We start from the raw sequence: 20,238 nt of genomic DNA on the forward strand, positions 1-20,238 counted from the left end.
TTCACCCGCCCTACAAAATGCGTCCCGCCAACACGCGCAACACGCATCACCGGATTTTCACCACGGACGACCGTGGCACATAACGAATGACAGCGGGACGGCCCGCCATGACCTTCGAGGGTCACCCTGATGTTTGAGAAACTCCTGATCGCCAACCGTGGCGCCATCGCCTGCCGCATCCTGCGCACCCTGCGTGAGCTGAACGTCGGCGGCGTGGCCGTGTACTCCGAAGCCGACGCCGCCAGCCTGCATCTGCAGCAGGCCGATGAGGCCTTCTCCCTCGGCGACGGCCCGGCCGCGCAGACTTACCTTGTTGTGGAGAAAATTCTCGACATCGCCAAACGCAGCGGCGCCCGAGCCATCCACCCCGGCTACGGCTTTCTCTCCGAAAACGCGGCCTTCGCCGAAGCCTGCGAAGCCGCCGGCATCGCCTTCGTCGGCCCAACGCCCGAGCAACTGCGCGTATTCGGCCTCAAGCACACTGCCCGCGCCCTGGCCAAACAGCACGGCGTGCCGATGCTCGAAGGCACCGAGCTGCTGGAAAACCTCGATGCCGCGCTGGTAGCCGGTGAGCAGGTCGGCTACCCGGTGATGCTCAAGAGCACCGCTGGCGGCGGTGGCATCGGCATGCGCGTCTGCCGTTCGGCCGCCGAGCTAAGCGAGGCCTTCGAGGCGGTCAAACGCCTCGGCCAGAACAACTTCAGCGACAGCGGCGTGTTTATCGAGAAGTACATCCAGCGCGCCCGTCACCTGGAAGTGCAGGTGTTCGGCGACGGCCAGGGCGAAGTGCTTGCCCTCGGCGTGCGCGACTGCTCGGTACAACGGCGCAACCAGAAGGTGTTGGAAGAAACCCCGGCACCGAACCTGCCGGCCGGCATGGCCGACGAACTCTGCGCCGCGGCGATCAAGCTGGCCAAGGCGGTGAGTTACCGCAGCGCCGGCACCGTCGAGTTCGTCTACGACAGCGAAGCCGAGCGCTTCTATTTTCTCGAAGTGAACACCCGCCTGCAGGTCGAGCACGGCGTCACCGAACAGGTGTGGGGCGTCGACCTGGTGCGCTGGATGATCGAGCTGGCCGCCGGCGACCTAGCGCCGCTGAGCGAACTGGCCAAAGGCCTGAAGCCATCCGGCCACGCCATCCAGGCGCGGCTGTACGCCGAAGACCCGGGCCGCGATTTTCAGCCCAGCCCCGGCCTGCTCACCGCCGTGCAATTTCCCGAAGCCGACGGTAAAGCCCTGCGCATCGACACCTGGGTCGAAGCCGGCTGCGAGATCCCGCCCTACTTCGACCCGATGATCGCCAAGCTGATCACCTGGGCGCCGACCCGCGAGCAGGCCAGCACCGCGCTGGACAAAGCCCTGGCCGACTCGGTGCTGTACGGCGTGGAATGCAACCGCGACTACCTGCGCCAGATCCTCAGCGATGCCCCGTTCGCCAGCGGTAACCCGTGGACCCGATGCCTGGAAAACCTCGTCTACCAGGCGACCACCTTCGAGGTACTCAGCGCCGGCACCCAGACCAGCGTGCAGGACTTCCCCGGCCGCCTCGGCTACTGGGCTGTCGGTGTACCACCCTCCGGGCCGATGGACAGCCGCGCCCTGCGCCTGGGCAACCGCCTGCTCGGCAACGAAGAAGGCGCCGCCGGCCTGGAAATCACCATGAGCGGCCCGACCCTGCGCTTCAATACCGACGCCGTGGTCGCCGTCACCGGTGCCGAGATTCCGCTGAGCATCGATGGCGTGGAACAGCCGATGAACACCGCCCTGCTGATCAAGGCCGGCAGCACCCTGACGCTCGGCACCATTGCAGGCGTAGGCGCGCGCAGTTACCTGAGCATTCGCGGTGGCATCCAGGTGCCGGATTACCTGGGCAGCAAGAGCACCTTCACCCTCGGCCAGTTCGGTGGCCATGGCGGCCGTGCCCTGCGTGCCGGCGACGTCCTGCACTTGCTGCCGCTGAGCGATACCAGCAGCGGCACGCAACTGCCTGTCGAACTCTGCCCGGCCCTGCCGGCCGTGCGCGAATTGCGAGTGATCTACGGCCCACATGGCGCACCGGAATACTTCAGCGAGCGCTACATCAACACCTTCCTCGCCACCGACTGGGAAGTGCACTTCAACTCCAGCCGTACCGGCGTGCGCCTGATCGGGCCGAAGCCGGAATGGGTGCGCGACAGCGGCGGCGAAGCCGGCCTGCACCCGTCCAATATCCACGACAACCCCTACGCCATCGGCGCGGTGGACTTCACCGGCGACATGCCGGTGATCCTCGGCCCGGACGGCCCCAGCCTGGGCGGCTTCGTCTGCCTGGTGACCATCATCGAGGCCGACCTGTGGCAGCTCGGCCAACTCAAGGCCGGCGACAAGGTGCGCTTCGTACCGGTGGATACCGCCACGGCGCGGGAATTGGCCAAGGCACGCGACACAGAGGTCAGCAAACTCGCGCTTGTCTCCCCTCTCCCGCTTGCGGGAGAGGGGCCGGGGGAGAGGGCTGCGCCTGCCATCTCGCACGCGCCCTCTCCCATAAATGGGAGAGGGGGCTTGTCCGTGGTCGACCTCACCTCGCCCATCGTTCTCGACATCGGCGAAGCCGACACCCGCCTGGTCGCACGCCTGTCCGGCGACACCCACCTGCTGCTGGAAATCGGCCAGCCGGAACTCGACCTGGTGCTGCGCTTCCGTGGCCATGCGCTGATGCAGGCACTGGAAGCCAAGCAACTGGACGGCGTGATCGACCTAACCCCCGGCATCCGCTCGCTGCAAGTGCACTACCAGCCGGAAACCCTGGCGCTGCAGACGCTGCTCGATATAGTCGCCGGCGAGTGGGACGCCGTGTGCGCCGCGCAAGACCTGCGCGTACCGTCGCGTATCGTCCACCTGCCGCTGTCCTGGGACGACCCGGCCTGCCAGTTGGCCATCGACAAGTACATGACCACCGTGCGCAAGGACGCGCCCTGGTGCCCGAGCAACCTGGAGTTCATCCGCCGCATCAACGACCTGCCGAACCTCGACGAGGTATACCGCACCGTATTCGATGCCAGCTACCTGGTGATGGGCCTGGGCGACGTCTACCTCGGCGCGCCGGTGGCCACGCCGCTCGACCCGCGTCACCGCCTGGTCACCACCAAGTACAACCCGGCGCGCACCTGGACGGCGGAGAACTCCGTCGGCATCGGCGGCGCCTACATGTGCGTGTACGGCATGGAAGGCCCCGGTGGCTACCAGTTCGTCGGCCGCACCCTGCAGATGTGGAACCGCTACCGCGCGGTCGAAGCTTTCGACGGCAAACCCTGGCTGCTGCGCTTCTTCGACCAGATTCGCTTCTACCCGGTCAGCGCGGACGAACTGCTGCGCATCCGCCGCGACTTCCCGCTCGGTCGCTACCCACTGCGCATCGAACACAGCGAACTGGCCCTGGCCGACTATCAGCAGTTTCTCGATGACGAAGCCGACGGCATCGCCGCCTTCCGCGAGCAACAACGCGCGGCCTTCGACGCCGAGCGCCAGCGTTGGATCGACAGCGGCCAGGCCCACTTCGAGGTCGAGGAAGCCGCGCCCGAACAGGGCGAGGATGCCCCGCTCGCCAGCGGCCAGCACGCCATCGAAAGCCACGTCGCCGGCAACCTCTGGCAGGTGCAGGTCGAACCCGGCGCGCAGGTGCAGGCTGGTGACGTGCTGGTGATCCTCGAGTCGATGAAGATGGAAATCCCGCTCACCGCGCCGATGGCCGGCACCGTGCGCGAAGTGCGCGTGCAACCAGGCTCACCCGTACGCGCCGGGCAGCGCGTGGTGGTGCTGGAAGAAGCCTGAAAAGCTCGCCGCTGAAGCGCCTCCCACAGGGTCCGCGAACATCCTGTGGGAGGGGCTGGGCGGCATTGCGCTGCAACAGCGATCACGTAGGAGCGGCTTCAGCCGCGATCCACACGAACGCCGATTCCCTGCCGAAGAAGTGTTGGTCGCGTTTTCACAACACTCCCCAATCCACCGATTCCCTGTGGGAGGAGCTTTAGCCGCGACATCCTCATGCGCCACCGCAATACCGGTAACCTCAATCGCGGCTGAAGCCGCTCCTACAACAGACCCGTAGCCCCGATGCAATCCGGGCATCTCACCCAGCATTCGCAACCGATAAACCGCGCCGATTGTGATCACAACTGGCGCTATCCCCTTCCGGCAAGCTAGCATCACGCCATCAACCCGCTCCCGGATTCACCCATGTCCCTGCGCCCCAAACGGCACACGCAAACCTCGTTGGTGTTACTGCTCCTGTTCCTGCTCGGTAGCGGCTTTCTCACCACTTCGCTGCTGAGCTATTACGCCTCGCGCGACTCGATTCGCGACAGCATCATCAACACCGAACTGCCGCTGACCTCCGACACCGTCTACTCGGAAATCCAGAAGGACCTGGTGCGCCCCATCCTCATCTCCTCGATGATGGCCCGCGACACCTTCCTGCGTGACTGGGTGCTGGCCGGCGAACAGGACAACGGGCAGATGACCCGCTACCTGCGTGAAGTGCAGGAGCACTACGGCGCCTTCACCAGCTTCTTCGTCTCCGACAAGACCGGCACCTACTACCAGGCCAAGGGCGTGCTCAAGCAGGTCAAGCCGGACGAGCCGCGCGACGTCTGGTACTACCGCGTGCGCGGCCTCAAGGAGCCCTACGAGATCAACGTCGACGTCGACATGGCCAACGCCGACCGCCTGACCATCTTCATCAACTACAAGGTGCTCGACTACGACGGCAGCTTCATCGGCGCCACCGGCGTCGGCCTGGCGGTCGATGCCGTGGTCAAGCTGATCGACGAATACCAGGCGCGCTACGAGCGCAGCGTCTACTTCGTCGACACCACCGGGCGCATCACCCTGACCGGTGCCCAGGGCGGGCCGATGGGCGCCCAGGTCGGCGATTCGCTGGCTGACGTACCCGGCCTCGATGGCCTGATGGAAAAACTGCCGACGCCACAAAGCGGCCAGTTCGAATACCAGGAGCAGGGCCGTGAGCACTTCCTCAACGTGCGCTACATCCCCGAGTTGGAGTGGTACCTGTTCGTCGACAAGCAGGACAAGGCCCTGGCCGGCATCCGCCAGGGGCTCTACATCAACCTGCTGCTGTGCCTGCTGGTCACCGTCATCGTGCTGACCCTGGTGAGCCTGGCGATTCGTCGCTATCAACAACGTATCGCTGCCCTGGCCACCACCGACAGCCTCACCGAACTGCCCAACCGCCGCGGCTTCGACATCCTCGCCGAACAGGCCCTGCAGGAAGCGCAGCGCGACAGCAGCCCGCTGTGCGCCGTGCTGCTGGACCTGGACAACTTCAAGCTGATCAACGACCAGCACGGCCACCTCGCTGGTGACCAGGTGCTGCACGACTTCGCCCAGCAACTGCGCGGCGCGCTGCGCCAGTCCGACATTCTCTGCCGCTGGGGCGGCGAGGAATTCATCCTGCTGCTGAAGAACACCGACCGCCAGGCCGCCCATGACCTGGCCGAGAAACTGCGCCAGCAATGTGCCGAACAACGCTATGCAGTCGAAGGCCATACCCTGCAAGTCACCGTCAGCCTCGGTCTCAGCCAGTGGCAAACCGGCGAAAGCCTGCACGCCCTGCTCGGCCGCACCGACCGCGCGCTGTACCGCGCCAAACAGGCCGGTCGCGACCGCGTCTGCGTCGACAGCTGATGGACACGCAACGCTGTCCGCTGTGCGGCAAGGCCAACCAGTGCAGCGTCGCCGCCGGGCGTGAAGAGCCCTGCTGGTGCTTCGACGCGCAAATCGACCCAACCGCGCTAGCGCGTCTGACGCCCGAACAACGTGACCAGGCCTGCCTGTGCCCCGCCTGCGCCGGTGCGCTGGATGCGGCCGAGCGCGGCGAACAGAACTGAGCCATGCGCCTGGATCGTTTTCTCAGCAACTTTCCCCGCTTCAGTCGCCAGGACAGCCGCCTGCTGATCAGCGCCGGACGCCTGCGTGTGGACGGCGCGGTGGTTCAAGACCCGCGCCATGAAGTACGCGACTTCCAGCGCATCGAGCTGGATGACGAACTGCTGCAAGCCGGGCGCAGCGCACGCTACTGGATGCTGCACAAACCGGTCGGCGTGGTCAGCGCCACCGAGCACGACGAACACCGCACCGTCCTCGACCTGCTCGACGAGCCGGACAAGCACGACCTGCACCTGGCCGGCCGCCTCGACCTCAACACCAGCGGCCTGCTGCTGATCACCAACGACGGGCGCTGGTCGCGCCGCATCACCCAGCCACAGCAGCGCAAACCCAAGGTCTACCACGTCACCACCGAACAGCCGATCACCGCCGAGTACGCCGAGGTCTTCGCCCAGGGCCTGTACTTCGCCTTCGAGGATCTCACCACCCTACCCGCCCAGCTCGACCTACTGAGCAGCCACGAAGCACGGCTGACGCTGTTCGAAGGCCGCTACCATCAGGTCAAGCGCATGTTCGGCCACTTCCGCAACCGCGTCGTCGCCCTGCACCGTGAAAGCATGGGCGAAATCGTCCTTGACCCGCAGCTCGCCCCCGGCCAATACCGCGCGCTGACAGCGGCAGAAATCGCCAGCGTCTGATCCCTCCCGCGCAGCAAAAAACACGAACCGACCAACGGCACCGCTAAAGCATGATAAAGATGTGACTCACCCTTGCGTGGCTGCAAGGTAACTGCTTGAATCGAACCATAAGTCTTGAGATGACCAATCAGTCACTACGAGACAGCTAAGCCTTCTTTCAGTTGCTGGCGCTCTGCGCTGACTGGATTCCTGCCTGGTAACACCGCCCTCTCCACGGCCTTGCAAAAGGTCTGGAGTGCTCGCCTGTTTCGATCCTAACTGCTTGAAATTCAAATACTTACAAAAATCTCCAGCCTGACATCAAGCTGTCACGCTCAGGCGCTTTTCTGACTGCTCAATCAAATGCGAACGGCCGCCGCTCGCCTTGACACACTTGCGCCAGGAGGAAACGACATGAGGCCAGAAACCGCAGTCGTCGAGATCAACAGGAAGCACAAGGTACACACGGAGTTCTACGGCAACCCGGCAGCAAGCAAGACCATCATCCTGGTCAATGGCTCTCTGGCGACCACGGCCTCGTTCACGCAAACGATCAAATACCTGCAACCACAGTTCAACGTAGTGGCCTTCGACCTGCCCTATGCCGGCCAGTCGAAACCCTACAACAGCGACTTCACACCCATCACCAAGGAAGACGAAGCGGCGATCCTGCTGCACCTGATCGACCACTACGGTGCCAACTACCTGATGTCCTTCTCCTGGGGTGGCGTTGCCTCCCTGCTCGCCATGGCCCAACGCCCGGCGACCCTGGAGAAAGCTGCCGTCTGCTCCTTCTCGCCGATCCTCAACGTGCCGATGCTCGACTACCTGCACAAGGGCCTGCGCTTCCTCGGCTCGGTAGACCGCGACAACGTCGCCCTGCTGGTCAACAGCACCATCGGCAAGCACCTGCCGTCGCTGTTCAAGCGCTTCAACCACAAGCACGTCAGCACCCTGGATGAGCATGAGTACCGGCAGATGTACGCACACATCAAGCAGGTTCTGAGCATGGAAGCGAACTGCGGCAAGGAATGCCTGCAGGCCATCGACATCCCGCTGATATTCGTCAACGGCGACCGCGACGAATACACCTCGGTGGAAGACGCCTGCCTGTTCGCCCAGCACATCGACCACGCCCAGTTCGCCGTGATCAACGACGCTGGCCACTTCCTCGACATGGAACACAAGGCCGCCTGGCTGCAGACCCAACGCGTGCTGCTGAACTTCTTCAACGCCCCCAGCAAACGCCTGCAACTGCCAGTCAAAGGCGACCTGCGCGACCTCCAGGCGATGGCGGTATGAAAGGCACCGAGCGCGGAGCGGATGCGCTTTGCGCTTCATTTCCGCCGCCGCTTCCGGTATAAAGGCGCCCGCTGCGGGTGTCGTATAATGGTAATACCCTAGCTTCCCAAGCTAGAGCCGTGGGTTCGATTCCCATCACCCGCTCCAAAATTGCAGCTTTAAGGCCCTGTTTTTACAGGGCTTTTTCGTTTCCGGGTTTTGGAAGTGTCGATAAAGTGTCGACGATGGGATTCAGGCGTAGCGCGTCCTGCAGGTGATCGGGCGACAAGTGTGCATAGCGCATGGTCATCGTCACCGAGGAGTGTCCCAGGACCTTCTGCAAGGTCAGGATGTTGCCACCGGCCATGACGAAGTGACTGGCGAACGTGTGCCGCAGAACATGCGTGGCTTGTCCTGCCGGTAGCGTGATCGACGTCGATTGCAGCACGCGACTGAAATGCCGGATGCAGTTCGGGAACGCCCCGTATTCCTTGAAGTAGTCCAACAGCATCCGCTCCAGGGCCGGCGCGATGGGCACGGTTCGTGTGCGTCTCGACTTGGTATTGGCGAAAGTCACCGCACCATTCTTCACCCTGGATGGCACCAGCCCCTGAGCCTCACCCCAACGTGCCCCGGTGGCCAAGCAGACGCGAGCGATCAGCGCCATATGCGTGCAGTTCGGGTAGTTGTCGAAGGCCTCCAGCAGCTCGGTTATCTGTTCCTGGGTCAGATACGACAGCGGGCGTTCCTGCAGGCGTAACGGACGCACCTTGGCCAACGGGTTCGGGTAGTCGATATCGCCCAGGCGATGCAGTTCGTTGAATACCGACTTCACGTAGCCCAGGCGGTTGTTCAGCGTCTTGCCGTTGATGCCCTCAACCAGCAGCTTGCCGCGCAGAGTGCAGAACTGGTCAGCGGTGAACTTGGCGGCTACCGGGTCGCCCAGGTCATGAGCGATGTTCGCCAGCACCTGCTTCAAACGCTTGGAGTCGGCCAGGGTGTGGCCGTGCAGATCGTAATAGCGGGTGAACACCTCAGAGAGCTTGCGGCGGTCCTTTGGCTTGGGTGCCCAGTCGGGCGTTTCCATCACCTTGGCCCTGCAGGACGTTTCGAACCGTTGCGCCTCAGCCTTGGTCTTGAAGGTCTTGCGGAAGCGCCGCCCCTTGATGGGTTCTACATCGACCTTCCAGCGCCCGTCAGGCTGTTGGATGATCGCCATCAGATCGCCCTGCCCCACCTTACGTGCCGTTCCTCCAGGATGTTCTTGAGGTGCTTGTACAGCCCATCCTCGTCCATCCCCTTAGCGGCGTAGTGGTCACGAATCACCGGCCAGCATTCCCAATCCTTGAGCCGGTAAAAGCCCTTTCTAGCGCCCACTCGCTCCCGTGCCAGCAGGCTTACGAAGTTTCCCAGGAACAATTCCACATTCTTGCCGGAGAAGCCTCGAGACGTCTTGTAGTTGCGCTTGTACTCGGTGTCATCCAGCAGAGAATCGACCGGCAGATCAACGCGGGCGTCTTCACGTAGCAGGGTCCAAATCGGTTCGTAGTACCCAGGGCGAGCCAGCAACTTGAACTGCTGCATGCCGTAGCGCCAGAGGCCATCCAAGTGAGGCGTGAAGGCGGCGTAGCTGTTGGTATCGATGGCGTTGCCGGTGTGCAGATCGACGGAGCCAGAGGCAAACTGCTGGATCACCGAGTGGTGGTAACGCAGCTCTACGCGCCACACGGTCTGGTCCCGGTTGTAGTTGTCCGGGTCGCCTTCGTCGAAGCTGTCACGACGCCGCCAGACGCCTTCCCAGTAGTCGAGCTTATCGGTGGCCTTGGCCTGCTCGGTCTTGTTGTAGATCGCCAGTTGCACGCCACCGGCAGAGCCGAACATGTAAGTCTCGCCACGGCCGTAGACGCTGCTTTTCGTGTCCCAGGTGATTTCCTTGATACCGGAGATATCGCGAGCAGATCGGGCGCGGCAGTGCATGCGGGCGACCAGATCAGCGGGTGGTTGCCAGCCTTGAACATCCAGGGCGAGATGCACCGCGCATTGGTTGCGTTCGATGTGGGTGAGGATCTGTTCGGCGTAGAAATCCATGCGGGCCTGCAGGCGCTCGGGCGACAGGCTGTCGATGGCATGGGGTGACACTTCGATTTTCAGGTGTGGGCCGATGTTCTCGACTTTGGCGTTGTAGTTCTTGAGCAGCAGCACAAAGCCCAGGTCGGCGTTCTGCAGCTTGTACTGGTAGCCCGAATCCTTGCTGACACGGCCTGCATGCCAGCGCTCTCCCGCGAAGTCGACGATGGTGCCGGGTTTGTCGAACAGGCACAGCAGCTCCGGCCGGAGCAGGCCACGGTACAACTGGCGAACGGTATCGACGCCGCAGTGCAGCAGGCGGACTTTCGACAGGTCAACGATACGGGCGTTGCCCGGGTCTACGAACAGCCGGCCAGTCGCATCTTCACGCGCCAGCATGTCGAGTCTCAGGAAGTCTTTTGGCTTTTTCACTTGGTCACCTATTGCTGATTACTGCGGAAGTTTTCGTCTTACTTTCTGACGTGTTACAGGGGCGTCAGCGGCGCGCTTGCCGCTCGCTCCCTCTGAACTGAACCGCTCGCTCGCGGCGCGCACGCCACCTCCTCCTCAAGCCATCTAAGCGGACGTAGATCGTTTGGCTGCTGGCTGATGGACTGACCAAAGCTGTAGGCCAGGGAGAGGAGAAACAGAAGGCAAGAGAGAGGGTGAAAGGCTTCCATGGGAAACGCTCCGGGTTAGCGCATGCGGCGCAGGACTGAGGCGACCATGCCGCCTGAAATACCGATGGCGAAGGCAAGCAAGGTGCCGCCAAAGCCCACCCCAAAAGCCTCAGGAGAAAAGCCACCGGATACGAGAATGTCGACGTATCCTGCCGCTTCGGGCGGAATCAGATAGGCCTGTTGCCAGCCAAGCAGGGAGCAAGAGAGCGAGCCGTCAGGGTGGTTCACCCAGCTCATGCACACTTGCACGGCAACGGTGCTCATTCAGCGGCCCTCACACACCAAGGGCTTTGCCCTTGTCATCCCACTCTTGCCGCCGAGGGCTCGGGAGCGCGGGGTGGTGAAGCTACCCCACACTCCCGTTGTCAGGCTGATATTCATGGTGCGCGGTCAAGGGTTCGCTGCGCCCGTGCTTCCGTTCGCCGGAACGGTGGAGCTGTTCCGACGAGCCGGGAGCGCGGCCCCTGACCCGGAACCATCGGCGGAATGGGTCAGGGTCATGCGGCCCAGTACGTTGCCGGAACCATGCCGGTCGCGGTACCGCATCGCCCTGATAGAGCAAATGTCGTCGAAGTAGAACTCGTTCGGGTTGCGCGTGCTGGAGCTGAGTTCGACACCCAAGAAGCACGGGGCGCCTTGCATATCCGGGGTCGGGATCAGCACGCCGACAATCTGGATGCATTGCCAGAAGGATTCCGGCTCAGCGTCCCAGGCGGTTTCAACCAGCACAGTCTTGCCGACATAGCTCAGAGCAGTGGCAGCATCGAGATGGATACGTGGCTTACGCATGGCTGCACTCCCCTTCCTTGGCGTGGCCCTGGAACAGGGGCGGCAGCGGCAAGCGATCCAGCACCTTGCCGGTTGCGTGACGATCACGCACGACGCGGAGGGTGTTGATGCTGTCGAAGTAGACTTCGACCGGCAGGTCTTCGCTGCCATCGAACGGCATGGTGAGGAAGTAGCCTTCTTCGAACACGCCGGGCACAGGCAGCACCACGCCGACGACGTGATAGCAGCGCCAGAGCATTTCGTTGTCGTCGTCCCAGCGCAGTTCGACGAGCACGGTCTGGCCAATGAAGCCGATAGCGGTAACGGGATCGAACACCAGGGCAGGCTTAGACATGGGCGTAGTCTCCTGCCTTGAATACGGTCTTGCCCTTCTCCAGATCGGCGCGGAGACGGGCAAGGTTGACCATGCGGAAGTCGGCCAGCTTCATGCTGGGGATGGTCTGGCTGTCTACCCAGTTGATGACCTCTTCGACCGTCACACCACTTAGCTCGGCGAAGGTCTTCACGCTGCACAGGTCGAGGCTTTCGTTAGTGGCGGTCATTGGTTGCCCTCCTTGGCGGCTTTGTCCTGGGCGTAGCTCGCTTCCAGGCGAATGACGACTTCCGAGTTCATCGAACGGCGCGAGGCGAAGGCGGACTGTTCGATCTTGGCGCGCAGCTCGGGCGGTACGCGCAGCTTGAATTGCGGGTCTGTTCGGCTCACAGCGTCCACTCCTGTTCCAGTAGCTGGCGGGTCAGCAACGCCACGTTGACCATGGTGCGTTTGCCGACCTTCTGCGAAGGCAGGTAGTTACGTTCTACCCAGGTGCGTACCACGATGGGTTCGTCGCCCATGCCGATCCACTCGGCAAACTTCTGCCACGGCATCAAGGGCGGTGCACCGTGCAGCTTTTGCGGGTCGAGACCTTCCGTATCCATAAGCTTTAATCCACTATGTTCGGCATTGATCCCACTGGACATGGGAAATATTTAACCACTGAGGAATTATTTACCACCGTGGTTCGGATGGCAAACTATTTCCCAATCGCAATTTCTTATATGACGACATCAGCAGATAGAGCCAGGCTATTACTAAGAAAACTCGGCCCGAAGAAGACCAGCGAATACGGCGGGGAATACGAGAGATGGAGAAGCGTGAGCAAAGGGATTGTCAGGGTCAGCACTGAAGAAATAGACGTGCTCGTGAAGATCTATCCGCAATACGCCCTCTGGCTGGCCAGTGGTCAGATAGCACCGGAGTCTGGTCAGACCAGCCCAGACTACGACGAAGCCAACCGAAACTTGAGCCAACCCAACGCGGGATAGCGATCACTCAGGAAGCAGCTAGGCGCTGGTACGCCCGAAAGGAGCTCGGAAAACCATGAAGAAACTGATATGCGCCATCCTATGCCTGATCGCGTTCACGCAGGCAAAGGCAGCCGAGGAAGTAGCGTTCTACGTCGGACAAGCCCATGACGAATGGGCTTTCAAAGTAACAGGAAAAGGTCGAGCGCTAGTAGGAAATAGCCTTATCTATACAAGGCTCGACGAACTGCAGATCGTAAACAATCCAAAGCACTCAAAAACCAGATACATAGAGAGCGTTGAAATCACATACGGCTATAGAATCGACAGTGGAAGATGGAACTTCAAATCAACAAACAAATTCTACCCTATAAACAAAAGCCTTAAACCAGGGGAGAAAATTATGCTTGAAGACCTTGAAGCAGCCCTAGATATAGGCAACCAAAAACCAAACGACTACTGGATAGTAGTCAATGTTGAATTAAGCAAAAAAGAGTTAGTGCACGCACACTCACGACGCGACATATTCAAACAACGCCCATAACAGCGGAGCGTTAACGCGCCTGGCTACCTTTGCCTGTTAGATTTTTCTTTCTTGCTTCTGCCAACAAAATGCCAGATCACTGTAGCTATTAGCGAAGCTAGAATACCCAACAAAAAACTTATCCCCCGCTCTACCCAGATATTTTCATCGATATCTCTTCTCTGCTGAAGAAATATCGCATCAACAACATCTTGGTTTGCGGTAACAATTGGCTCAAGTTCAGATTTTTTTGTCTCCAAGTCTTGGATAAGCGACTTGGCGGCCTCAATTTCGCTTTTCTGGCTAGAAATAAAAACAGATAAATCGTTTAGGTTTTTCTCGGTACTTCTTAGCAACTCAAATTGCTCAGAGTAACTTTGGAAGTTTGCGAGCTTTTGAGCTCGAGCTTGTTCTGATGTGTATATAAAGAAACCCAATCCAATAATAGAAAACAACGCCCCAAGAATTGAGATCATGGTTGTTGGGCGAGGAGATTTTTTGTAGCTTTTTACCCAAAACTCAACGAACGTCTCAGCGAAAGCATCAAAGCGAAGCAGGACTAGCGATTTTACAAGTCTTACAGCTTCTTCATGTTCTTCGTGAGGCGGAGCGTGATAAATTTCGAAGTAACTTTCTAAAATTTCGGCTCCAGAAGAATCCTCATTGGTCATATTAATTATACCAACGGGATATTCCCACACTTCAAATTTCAGGTGAATTTCGTTATTGCAATAATTGCATGGCTCATCAACCTCACAGACGTACTGGGTTTCTTCACCCATAACTCTTTCAGAACCTGATTCAGCCTCAAAGCAGAAGTCATCATCATGTAGAAAGTGTTTCGCACCACACCGATCACATTTGTATGTGGCTTTACCTATTATCCCGTCGCTCATGATACTTACTATGTATTCCTTGAAATCTAACGATTGGTTAAGGAGCGAGCTTTAGCCCGTCCCAGTGAGCGTAGCGAAGGGCTTGAACCAGTTTTTATATGAATACTGCATATGTCGTGATTAATGCAGAAGCGATAGCGATGATAAAAGGGAGTTGGTAGTCGGTAAAGTATGATTCGCTCAACATGTACCTGCAACCCCCAACTAAACGCATAATGTTGAATCTTATTATGCTGTAAGTTAAGTAATTGCGGTAAAAGCTTGGCGGGTGGCTCGAGTCATCGGAAGTTCGTAGGGCGATCCATCCAGCGCTTTCAGCCTGAGCCATATCTGAATGAAACTTCTTTATTTGTTCTTCTTTGTGCCCCTCGCGATCATTGGCGGGGTAAATATAGAATTCACACTTTCTACGAAATGGAAAGACCACTTTGTCTCGATTTTCCGGGATTGCTACATAACGACCGCTCCAAGAATATCTAGGGTCTGCAAAGCAAACCCTCACAAAGTCCGACTTAAGAAAGCCTGCCATTTGTCGGGCCTTCCTGCTTAGATACCTGTTTTCCCACGTATAAAGGTATTCATGGATTCTTCTATGCATGTCTTTAACATAAGTTTCTTCAAGATAATACTGTAAGTATCTCCAGAGAAAATATAAAAACAAAGCTACAAGTGAAAACCTTATTGCTTCAGGATTTTTTATGGTGATGACGGTTCCCAGGATATTTATATTTTGGATATCCGCACCACTAATAAAAAATAGTGGAAGCATTAGAGAAATAAGAAGCAGGTTCCTTCTTTGGCGTAACAAGCCATCGGAGATATCTCGGTATCGAGCTTTCCTATCGTCGGCCATGAACCTTCCTATTTCATATAACTATTAATTAGGCGACATTGCTGTCTCACAACAGACCTTGGCGATGTCGGATAACGTTCCTTGCCATGCAGTAAAGCCTTGATTCGCTTGAAGACAAGACGAAGGAACGCGACTCCAGTTTGGCGGAAAAGACAACGCAGCCGATAAGCCAAAGCAACGTAATGGCCAGACGCTACTAGCAGGATTGAAAGCTGTCCAGACGACGTGTCGAAAAAGTGTCGAAATCACTGCAAGAGATAGCGGAAAAATGCTGTAGCTGCTGGGCTGCAAGGCCAGAAAAGCCGGGCTTTGCGGATCACAGCGAGGGGCCGGAAAGGGTTCGATTCCCATCACCCGCTCCAGACAGCCAAGCAAAAGCCCCGTCATCACTGACGGGGCTTTTTCGTTTCTTCTTTGCGCATAGCAGGGTGAACCGAGCCACGTCTCCGCCTTGGGCTGGTGAACTGAAGTTGTGACGTGACGCTGAGATGCGTACTCTTCGGCGCGGCCAAGGTGGCCTTAGTCGGAAAAGGATGTCTCATGCTAAAGCGTATCTATCGAATCTTCGCGCTAGCCGTTCTGGTGAGTGCGCTCGCCGGTTGCGGCACTCTGTTCGGGCGAAATGGCAGTTACTACGGACCCGATTACTACTCAGGCACTGCGTACGACTTCGGCGTACTGTTCGGCTCTGACGAAGTCAATCGCGGATACTTTCCAGCCACGGCCTGGTGCTGGCTATCGGTCGTTTGCCCAGTACTGACGATCTTTTCCCTGCCTGTGGACGCTGCTGTCGATACCGTCATGCTCCCGCATGACATCTATCAGGCGAACAAACCGATCAAGTAACCACGGAAACGAAGAACCCCGTGCCTTCTTGCGTTGTTAGCGTGGGGAAATCCTAGCAGCTCGATGCACGGCTCTCCGCCTTGTAAAAGCCATACAAGCAAAGACCACCTCATCATCACGCCAGCACCAGAACCACTCGCACTGTCCCCGGAACTTCTGCCACCCAACGCCACCAGAACCCTATGTGTCTTTTTCTGGAGGCCCCTGGCGATGGAACAGTGGAATATCTGGCTTGAACGCGATGTCTGGCTCAACGTGGCGATTGTTCTGGTTGCGACGGCGCTTATCTACAGCGTGCTGCGTACCCTAGTGAACACCCTGCACAAGCGTCTGAAGGCCGGGTCGGCGGATCAGGAGAGCAGTTGGTCACACTTCATCGCCATGGTCATCGGCCGCACCAGCCGCCTGTTGTTGCTGGCGTTCTCCCTGCTGTTGGCGCTGCGTCTGGCGGACTTACCACTTAACTGGCAAAGCGCGCTGAGCCATACCTGGTTCGTCGCCCTGGCCTTGCAGGTAGCGCTGTGGGTCGATACTGGTGTGCGCCTGTGGTCGCGCAGCCTGGTGATGGGCAAGAGCGGCGGCAGCTACAACCCGGTGATGACCACCATCATCAGCATCATGATTCTGATCGTGGTGTGGTCGGTGATGCTGCTGTCGATCCTGGCCAACCTGGGGGTGGATATCACCGCGTTGGTGGCCAGCCTGGGTGTCGGCGGTATCGCCGTGGCGCTGGCGGTGCAAACGGTGCTCAGCGATATGTTCGCTTCGCTATCGATTGGCGTCGACAAGCCGTTCGAGATCGGCGACTTCGTCGTGTTCGGCGAAGTCGCCGGCTCGATCGAGCATATCGGCCTGAAGACCACGCGTATTCGCAGCCTCAGCGGTGAGCAGGTGGTGTGCGCCAACGCCGACCTACTACGGCAGATCGTGCACAACTACAAGCGCATGGATACCCGCCGCATCGTCTTCAAGTTCGGCATCAATTACGACACGCCCAGCGCCAAGGTGCGCCAAGTGGCGGAAAAGGTCGGCGATATCATCCGCGCCACGCCCAAGGCCCGCTTCGACCGTGCGCACTTTCTCGGTTTCGACGAAAGCCAGCTGACCTTCGAGGTGGTGTATATCGTGCTGACCTCGGACTACAACCAGTACATGGACATCCAGCAGGAGATCAACCTGCAGCTGCTCGACGCCCTGCGTGAGCTGGATGTGCGCTTCGCCCTGCCGCGTCGCGATCTGCGTCTGGTGGGTGAGAAGGTGCCAGTACTCAAGGTCGCCGGTTTGCCGCAGCAGGCCGAGGGTGCCGAGAGCGCCAGCGATGGGCGCCTGCCACGCTTCAGCTAGCCCAGCCTCGCAACATCAAGATGGTGAGGTGGGCGAGCGCTGGTCAGCGCCCTTCGCTCGCCTCTCCCGCAACGCCTGACGCCGTTGCGGCGAATATCGGTGCTGACGACAAAGCACATTCGTAAAATATCCACAACGGCTATCCGCAAAAAATTCCAGACAGCCTGATTTGGCCGCATCCCTAGCCCAACGGGCCTATCGTTTATCATTTTTTACGCTCAACAGGCCTTTATCTGTTTGACATATTTTACGGCTTTGGCAGACTGCTCGCCCGTTGCGGCAGGTGGCCGTGAACCCGACACGGCGAATGCCCGCCGGGTACCGCTCGCCACGCGTGACGCGCCATGAAAACAACAATTCTGTCTGTCCAGGCGGCCTAGCGGGCATTGCCCACGCCGGACGACGGGCGAGCCACTGGTGTTCATCCCATGCTGATCTGGTTTGTTGCGATCTACCTGCTGTTCACCGTCGGTGTCGGCTTCTACGCATCCACTCGCGTCAAAAACTCCAAGGATTTCGCCGCTGGCGGCAGGAGCATGTCCTTCCCGCTGGTCGCGGCCATGGTGTTCGCCACCTGGTTCGGCTCGGAAGCGGTGCTGGGTATCCCGGCCACCTTCATCGAGGAAGGTTTCGCCGGCATCATCGAGGACCCGTTCGGTTCCTTCGGCTGCCTGATGCTGGTGGGCCTGATCTTCGCCCGGCCGCTGTACCGCATGAACCTGCTGACCATCGGCGACTTCTTCCGCAAGCGTTACGGCCCGCACGTGGAGATTTTTACCAGCCTGGTGATCATCGGCTCCTACCTGGGCTGGGTGGCCGCGCAGCTGACCGCGCTGGGCGTGGTGTTCAACGTGCTCTCCGATGGCTCGATCACCACCACCCAAGGCATGCTGATCGGCACCGCCATCGTGCTGCTCTACACCCTGTTCGGTGGCATGTGGTCGGTGGCGCTGACCGACTTCATGCAGATGATCATCATCGTCGCCGGCCTGGGCTACCTGACCTGGCTGATCGGCGACATGGCCGGCGGCGCCGACGTGGTGATCAGCCACGCCGCAGCCGAGGGCAAGTTCACCTTCATGCATGCCTTCGAGCCACGGGATATCGTCGCCTTCATCGCCGCCGCGGTGACGCTGATGCTCGGCTCGATTCCGCAGCAGGATGTGTACGCACGGGTGATGTCGGCCAAGACCGAGAACATCGCCGCGCGTGCCTCGATGGCCGGGGCGGTGTTCTATCTGTCGTTCTGCATGCTGCCGATCTTCCTCACCTACGCCGCCTCGCTGATCGACCCGGCGATGGTGCAGAAGTGGCTGGCCGAGGACGCGCAGATGATCCTGCCGCACCTGATCATGGAGCGCACGCCGCTGTTCGCCCAGGTGATGTTCTTCGGCGCGCTGCTTTCGGCGATCATGTCCACCGCCTCGGGCACGTTGCTGGCGCCGTCGGTGACCTTCACCGAGAACATCCTGAAGAACTTCGTGCCGGTGATGAGCGACCGCCAGTTCCTGCTGGCCATGCGCTTGAGCGTGGTAGCGATGACCATCGCCACGTCGATCTTCGCCTTGAACTCCACGGCGAGCATCTACGAGATGGTCGGCAACGCCTACAAGGTGACCTTGGTGGCCGCCGTGGTGCCGCTGTTCGCCGGCCTGTTCTGGAAGCGTGCAACCACCCAGGGTGCGCTGCTGGCGATCTGTTTCGGCCTGATGAGCTGGGTTGCACTGGAGCTGACCTACCAGGAAACCGACTTCTGGCCGCCGCAATTGGCCGGGCTGCTGTTGAGCCTGGCGGGCATGCTGATCGGCTCGCTGCTACCGCAGTTCAGCCGTCACCGTGGCGACAGCGTGCAAGCCATCACTGCCTCGGCCAACGCTTGAAAGCGGGCGCCCTCCTCGTTTGAGGGGGGCGCTTTGCCACTATATAAGCCATTGAAAATCATGAATTTTCCGACTTCACATCGGTGTCGGTGACGGCTACTCTGCCGCCCCATGATTCGATCTCTACTGCTCCTGCTCTGCTGTTTCACAGCCCTTTCTCTGCGCGCGGCACCCGCCACGTTCGCCGAGGCCAAGCGCCTGGCCTGGCCGCTGTATGCCCAGCAATCCACCGAGTTCTATTGCGGCTGCAAGTACAGCGGTAAACGCGTCGACCTGCGCTCCTGTGGCTACACGCCGCGCAAGAACGCCAACCGCGCCCAGCGTATCGAGTGGGAACATATCGTCCCGGCTTGGGTGATCGGCCACCAGCGCCAGTGCTGGCAGAAAGGCGGACGCAAGAATTGTGCAGCCAACGATACGCAGTTTCGTAAGGCCGAGGCCGACCTGCACAACCTGGTGCCGAGCATCGGTGAGGTGAATGGCGATCGCAGCAATTACAGCTTCGCCTGGCTGCCGCAGAAGCCGCATCAATATGGCCGTTGCGAGACGGTGGTGGACTTCAAGGCGCGCAAGGTGATGCCGCGCCCGGCCATTCGCGGGATGATCGCGCGCACCTATTTCTACATGGCCGACCGCTACAAGCTGCGCCTGTCGAAACAGGATCGGCAGCTCTACGAAGCCTGGAGCAAGGCCTACCCGCCCAAGGTCTGGGAACAGCAGCGCAACCAGCAAGTGGCCTGCGTGATGGGCTGGGGCAACCCCTATGTGAGCAAGGTGGATATGAATCGCTGTGCGCGCAAGCGCGCGTAGCTCGCGCTTCACGTAGGATGTCGCGGGGTCGCCTAGGCCGTGCGCACCAATGACAGTAAGGCTGGTGCGCGCAGTGTTCAGCCGGGGGACATAGGTAACGGGTGTCGGGAGACATAGGTAACGCATTTAGGCTTACGGGGTTCATCGAATCGGGAGATCGAGTGATGCCGTGGCCGGAGCGCAGCACTATGTCGATAAGGCGTGAATTTGTTCTGTTGGCGGGGCAACCCGAAAGCAATGTGCGGGAGCTTTGTCGCCGGTATGGCGTCAGTCCCAGGACTGGTTACAAGTGGTTGGATCGGTACCGTGAGCAAGGTGATACGGGCCTGCAGGATCGATCTCGGCGGCCTTTGAGCAGCCCAGGGCGCAGCGATCCGGAGTTGGAGCAAGCGGTGGTGCAATTGCACCACCGCTACCCCTACTGG

The 20,238-nt window shown here is 59.7% G+C and carries 22 protein-coding genes and 1 tRNA gene; 13 read left to right on the plus strand and 10 right to left on the minus strand.

The window, feature by feature from the left end; all coding sequences use genetic code 11:
* The first annotated feature begins 129 nt into the window (after positions 1-129).
* The 6 genes from uca (at position 130) to BM059_RS18215 (ending at position 8,009) form a co-directional block, all read left to right on the plus strand.
* Positions 130-3,810 (plus strand): urea carboxylase, encoded by a 3,681-nt coding sequence (uca, locus tag BM059_RS18190; protein ID WP_074940751.1) that lies wholly within the window; start codon positions 130-132, stop codon positions 3,808-3,810.
* A gap of 405 nt (positions 3,811-4,215) precedes the next feature.
* Positions 4,216-5,682, plus strand: coding sequence for a sensor domain-containing diguanylate cyclase (locus tag BM059_RS18195; RefSeq protein WP_074940753.1), 1,467 nt, complete (start codon positions 4,216-4,218; stop codon positions 5,680-5,682).
* Positions 5,682-5,885: a cysteine-rich CWC family protein gene (locus tag BM059_RS18200; protein WP_074940755.1), complete on the plus strand. Its 204-nt coding sequence runs from the start codon at positions 5,682-5,684 to the stop codon at positions 5,883-5,885. Before BM059_RS18195 ends, BM059_RS18200 begins: the two co-directional genes overlap by 1 nt.
* A gap of 3 nt (positions 5,886-5,888) precedes the next feature.
* Positions 5,889-6,581: a pseudouridine synthase gene (locus tag BM059_RS18205; RefSeq protein WP_074940757.1), complete on the plus strand. Its 693-nt coding sequence runs from the start codon at positions 5,889-5,891 to the stop codon at positions 6,579-6,581.
* A 393-nt stretch (positions 6,582-6,974) separates the two neighbouring features.
* Positions 6,975-7,862, plus strand: coding sequence for an alpha/beta fold hydrolase (locus BM059_RS18210; RefSeq protein ID WP_074940759.1), 888 nt, complete (start codon positions 6,975-6,977; stop codon positions 7,860-7,862).
* Positions 7,863-7,935: 73 nt separating this feature from the next.
* Positions 7,936-8,009, plus strand: a tRNA-Gly gene (locus tag BM059_RS18215).
* A 25-nt stretch (positions 8,010-8,034) separates the two neighbouring features.
* Here the strand turns inward: BM059_RS18215 and BM059_RS18220 are convergent.
* The 8 genes from BM059_RS18220 to BM059_RS18265 all read right to left on the minus strand — a co-directional run bounded on the left by BM059_RS18220 (position 8,035) and on the right by BM059_RS18265 (position 12,295).
* Positions 8,035-9,060, minus strand: coding sequence for a phage integrase (locus BM059_RS18220; RefSeq protein ID WP_074940806.1), 1,026 nt, complete (start codon positions 9,058-9,060; stop codon positions 8,035-8,037).
* Positions 9,060-10,307: a hypothetical protein gene (locus BM059_RS18225; RefSeq protein ID WP_074940761.1), complete on the minus strand. Its 1,248-nt coding sequence runs from the start codon at positions 10,305-10,307 to the stop codon at positions 9,060-9,062. The genes BM059_RS18220 and BM059_RS18225 overlap by 1 nt, the downstream gene beginning before the upstream one ends.
* A gap of 296 nt (positions 10,308-10,603) precedes the next feature.
* Complete coding sequence (locus tag BM059_RS18235) at positions 10,604-10,852, minus strand: hypothetical protein (RefSeq protein ID WP_074940765.1); 249 nt, start codon at positions 10,850-10,852, stop codon at positions 10,604-10,606.
* A 126-nt stretch (positions 10,853-10,978) separates the two neighbouring features.
* Positions 10,979-11,377 (minus strand): hypothetical protein, encoded by a 399-nt coding sequence (locus BM059_RS18245; protein WP_074940767.1) that lies wholly within the window; start codon positions 11,375-11,377, stop codon positions 10,979-10,981.
* Positions 11,370-11,711, minus strand: coding sequence for a hypothetical protein (locus BM059_RS18250; protein ID WP_074940769.1), 342 nt, complete (start codon positions 11,709-11,711; stop codon positions 11,370-11,372). The genes BM059_RS18245 and BM059_RS18250 overlap by 8 nt, the downstream gene beginning before the upstream one ends.
* Positions 11,704-11,919 carry a hypothetical protein gene (locus BM059_RS18255; protein ID WP_074940771.1) on the minus strand — a complete coding sequence of 72 codons (216 nt, stop codon included), beginning with the start codon at positions 11,917-11,919 and terminating at the stop codon, positions 11,704-11,706. Before BM059_RS18255 ends, BM059_RS18250 begins: the two co-directional genes overlap by 8 nt.
* The gene (locus BM059_RS18260) at positions 11,916-12,080 is read right to left on the minus strand and encodes an Arc family DNA-binding protein (RefSeq protein WP_074940773.1); all 165 of its coding nucleotides are present in this window, start codon (positions 12,078-12,080) and stop codon (positions 11,916-11,918) included. The genes BM059_RS18255 and BM059_RS18260 overlap by 4 nt, the downstream gene beginning before the upstream one ends.
* A complete protein-coding gene (locus BM059_RS18265) occupies positions 12,077-12,295 on the minus strand; it encodes a hypothetical protein (RefSeq protein WP_059390727.1) in 219 nt (72 codons plus the stop codon). Before BM059_RS18265 ends, BM059_RS18260 begins: the two co-directional genes overlap by 4 nt.
* Before the next feature lie 120 nt (positions 12,296-12,415).
* Between BM059_RS18265 and BM059_RS18270 the strand changes: the two genes are divergently transcribed.
* Positions 12,416-12,682, plus strand: a complete 267-nt coding sequence (locus BM059_RS18270) for a DNA-binding protein (RefSeq protein ID WP_074940808.1) — start codon at positions 12,416-12,418, stop codon at positions 12,680-12,682.
* Positions 12,683-12,737: 55 nt separating this feature from the next.
* Positions 12,738-13,205, plus strand: a complete 468-nt coding sequence (locus BM059_RS18275) for a hypothetical protein (protein ID WP_074940775.1) — start codon at positions 12,738-12,740, stop codon at positions 13,203-13,205.
* Between the two features lie 23 nt (positions 13,206-13,228).
* On the opposite strand, the gene BM059_RS18280 is transcribed toward BM059_RS18275, so the two are convergent.
* Both BM059_RS18280 and BM059_RS18285 read right to left on the minus strand, forming a co-directional pair.
* A complete protein-coding gene (locus BM059_RS18280) occupies positions 13,229-14,080 on the minus strand; it encodes a hypothetical protein (protein ID WP_139220762.1) in 852 nt (283 codons plus the stop codon).
* Positions 14,081-14,174: 94 nt separating this feature from the next.
* Complete coding sequence (locus BM059_RS18285) at positions 14,175-14,933, minus strand: hypothetical protein (RefSeq protein ID WP_074940779.1); 759 nt, start codon at positions 14,931-14,933, stop codon at positions 14,175-14,177.
* A 540-nt stretch (positions 14,934-15,473) separates the two neighbouring features.
* On the opposite strand from BM059_RS18285, the gene BM059_RS18290 reads away from it, so the two are divergent.
* The 5 genes from BM059_RS18290 to BM059_RS18310 all read left to right on the plus strand — a co-directional run.
* Complete coding sequence (locus BM059_RS18290; protein ID WP_074940781.1) at positions 15,474-15,779, plus strand: YceK/YidQ family lipoprotein; 306 nt, start codon at positions 15,474-15,476, stop codon at positions 15,777-15,779.
* 210 nt (positions 15,780-15,989) lie between these two features.
* Positions 15,990-17,123: a mechanosensitive ion channel family protein gene (locus BM059_RS18295; RefSeq protein WP_074940784.1), complete on the plus strand. Its 1,134-nt coding sequence runs from the start codon at positions 15,990-15,992 to the stop codon at positions 17,121-17,123.
* Positions 17,124-17,551: 428 nt separating this feature from the next.
* Entirely contained in the window at positions 17,552-19,003 is a 1,452-nt protein-coding gene (locus BM059_RS18300) for a high affinity choline transporter 1 (protein WP_074940786.1), read from the plus strand.
* Positions 19,004-19,114: 111 nt separating this feature from the next.
* Positions 19,115-19,813: an endonuclease gene (locus BM059_RS18305; protein ID WP_037004302.1), complete on the plus strand. Its 699-nt coding sequence runs from the start codon at positions 19,115-19,117 to the stop codon at positions 19,811-19,813.
* Positions 19,814-20,001: 188 nt separating this feature from the next.
* Positions 20,002-20,238, plus strand: a 237-nt coding sequence (locus BM059_RS18310) for a helix-turn-helix domain-containing protein (protein WP_167364585.1), incomplete at its 3' end; no start/stop codon positions are given.

This window comes from Ectopseudomonas composti, from assembly GCF_900115475.1.
GTDB lineage: Bacteria > Pseudomonadota > Gammaproteobacteria > Pseudomonadales > Pseudomonadaceae > Aquipseudomonas > Aquipseudomonas composti.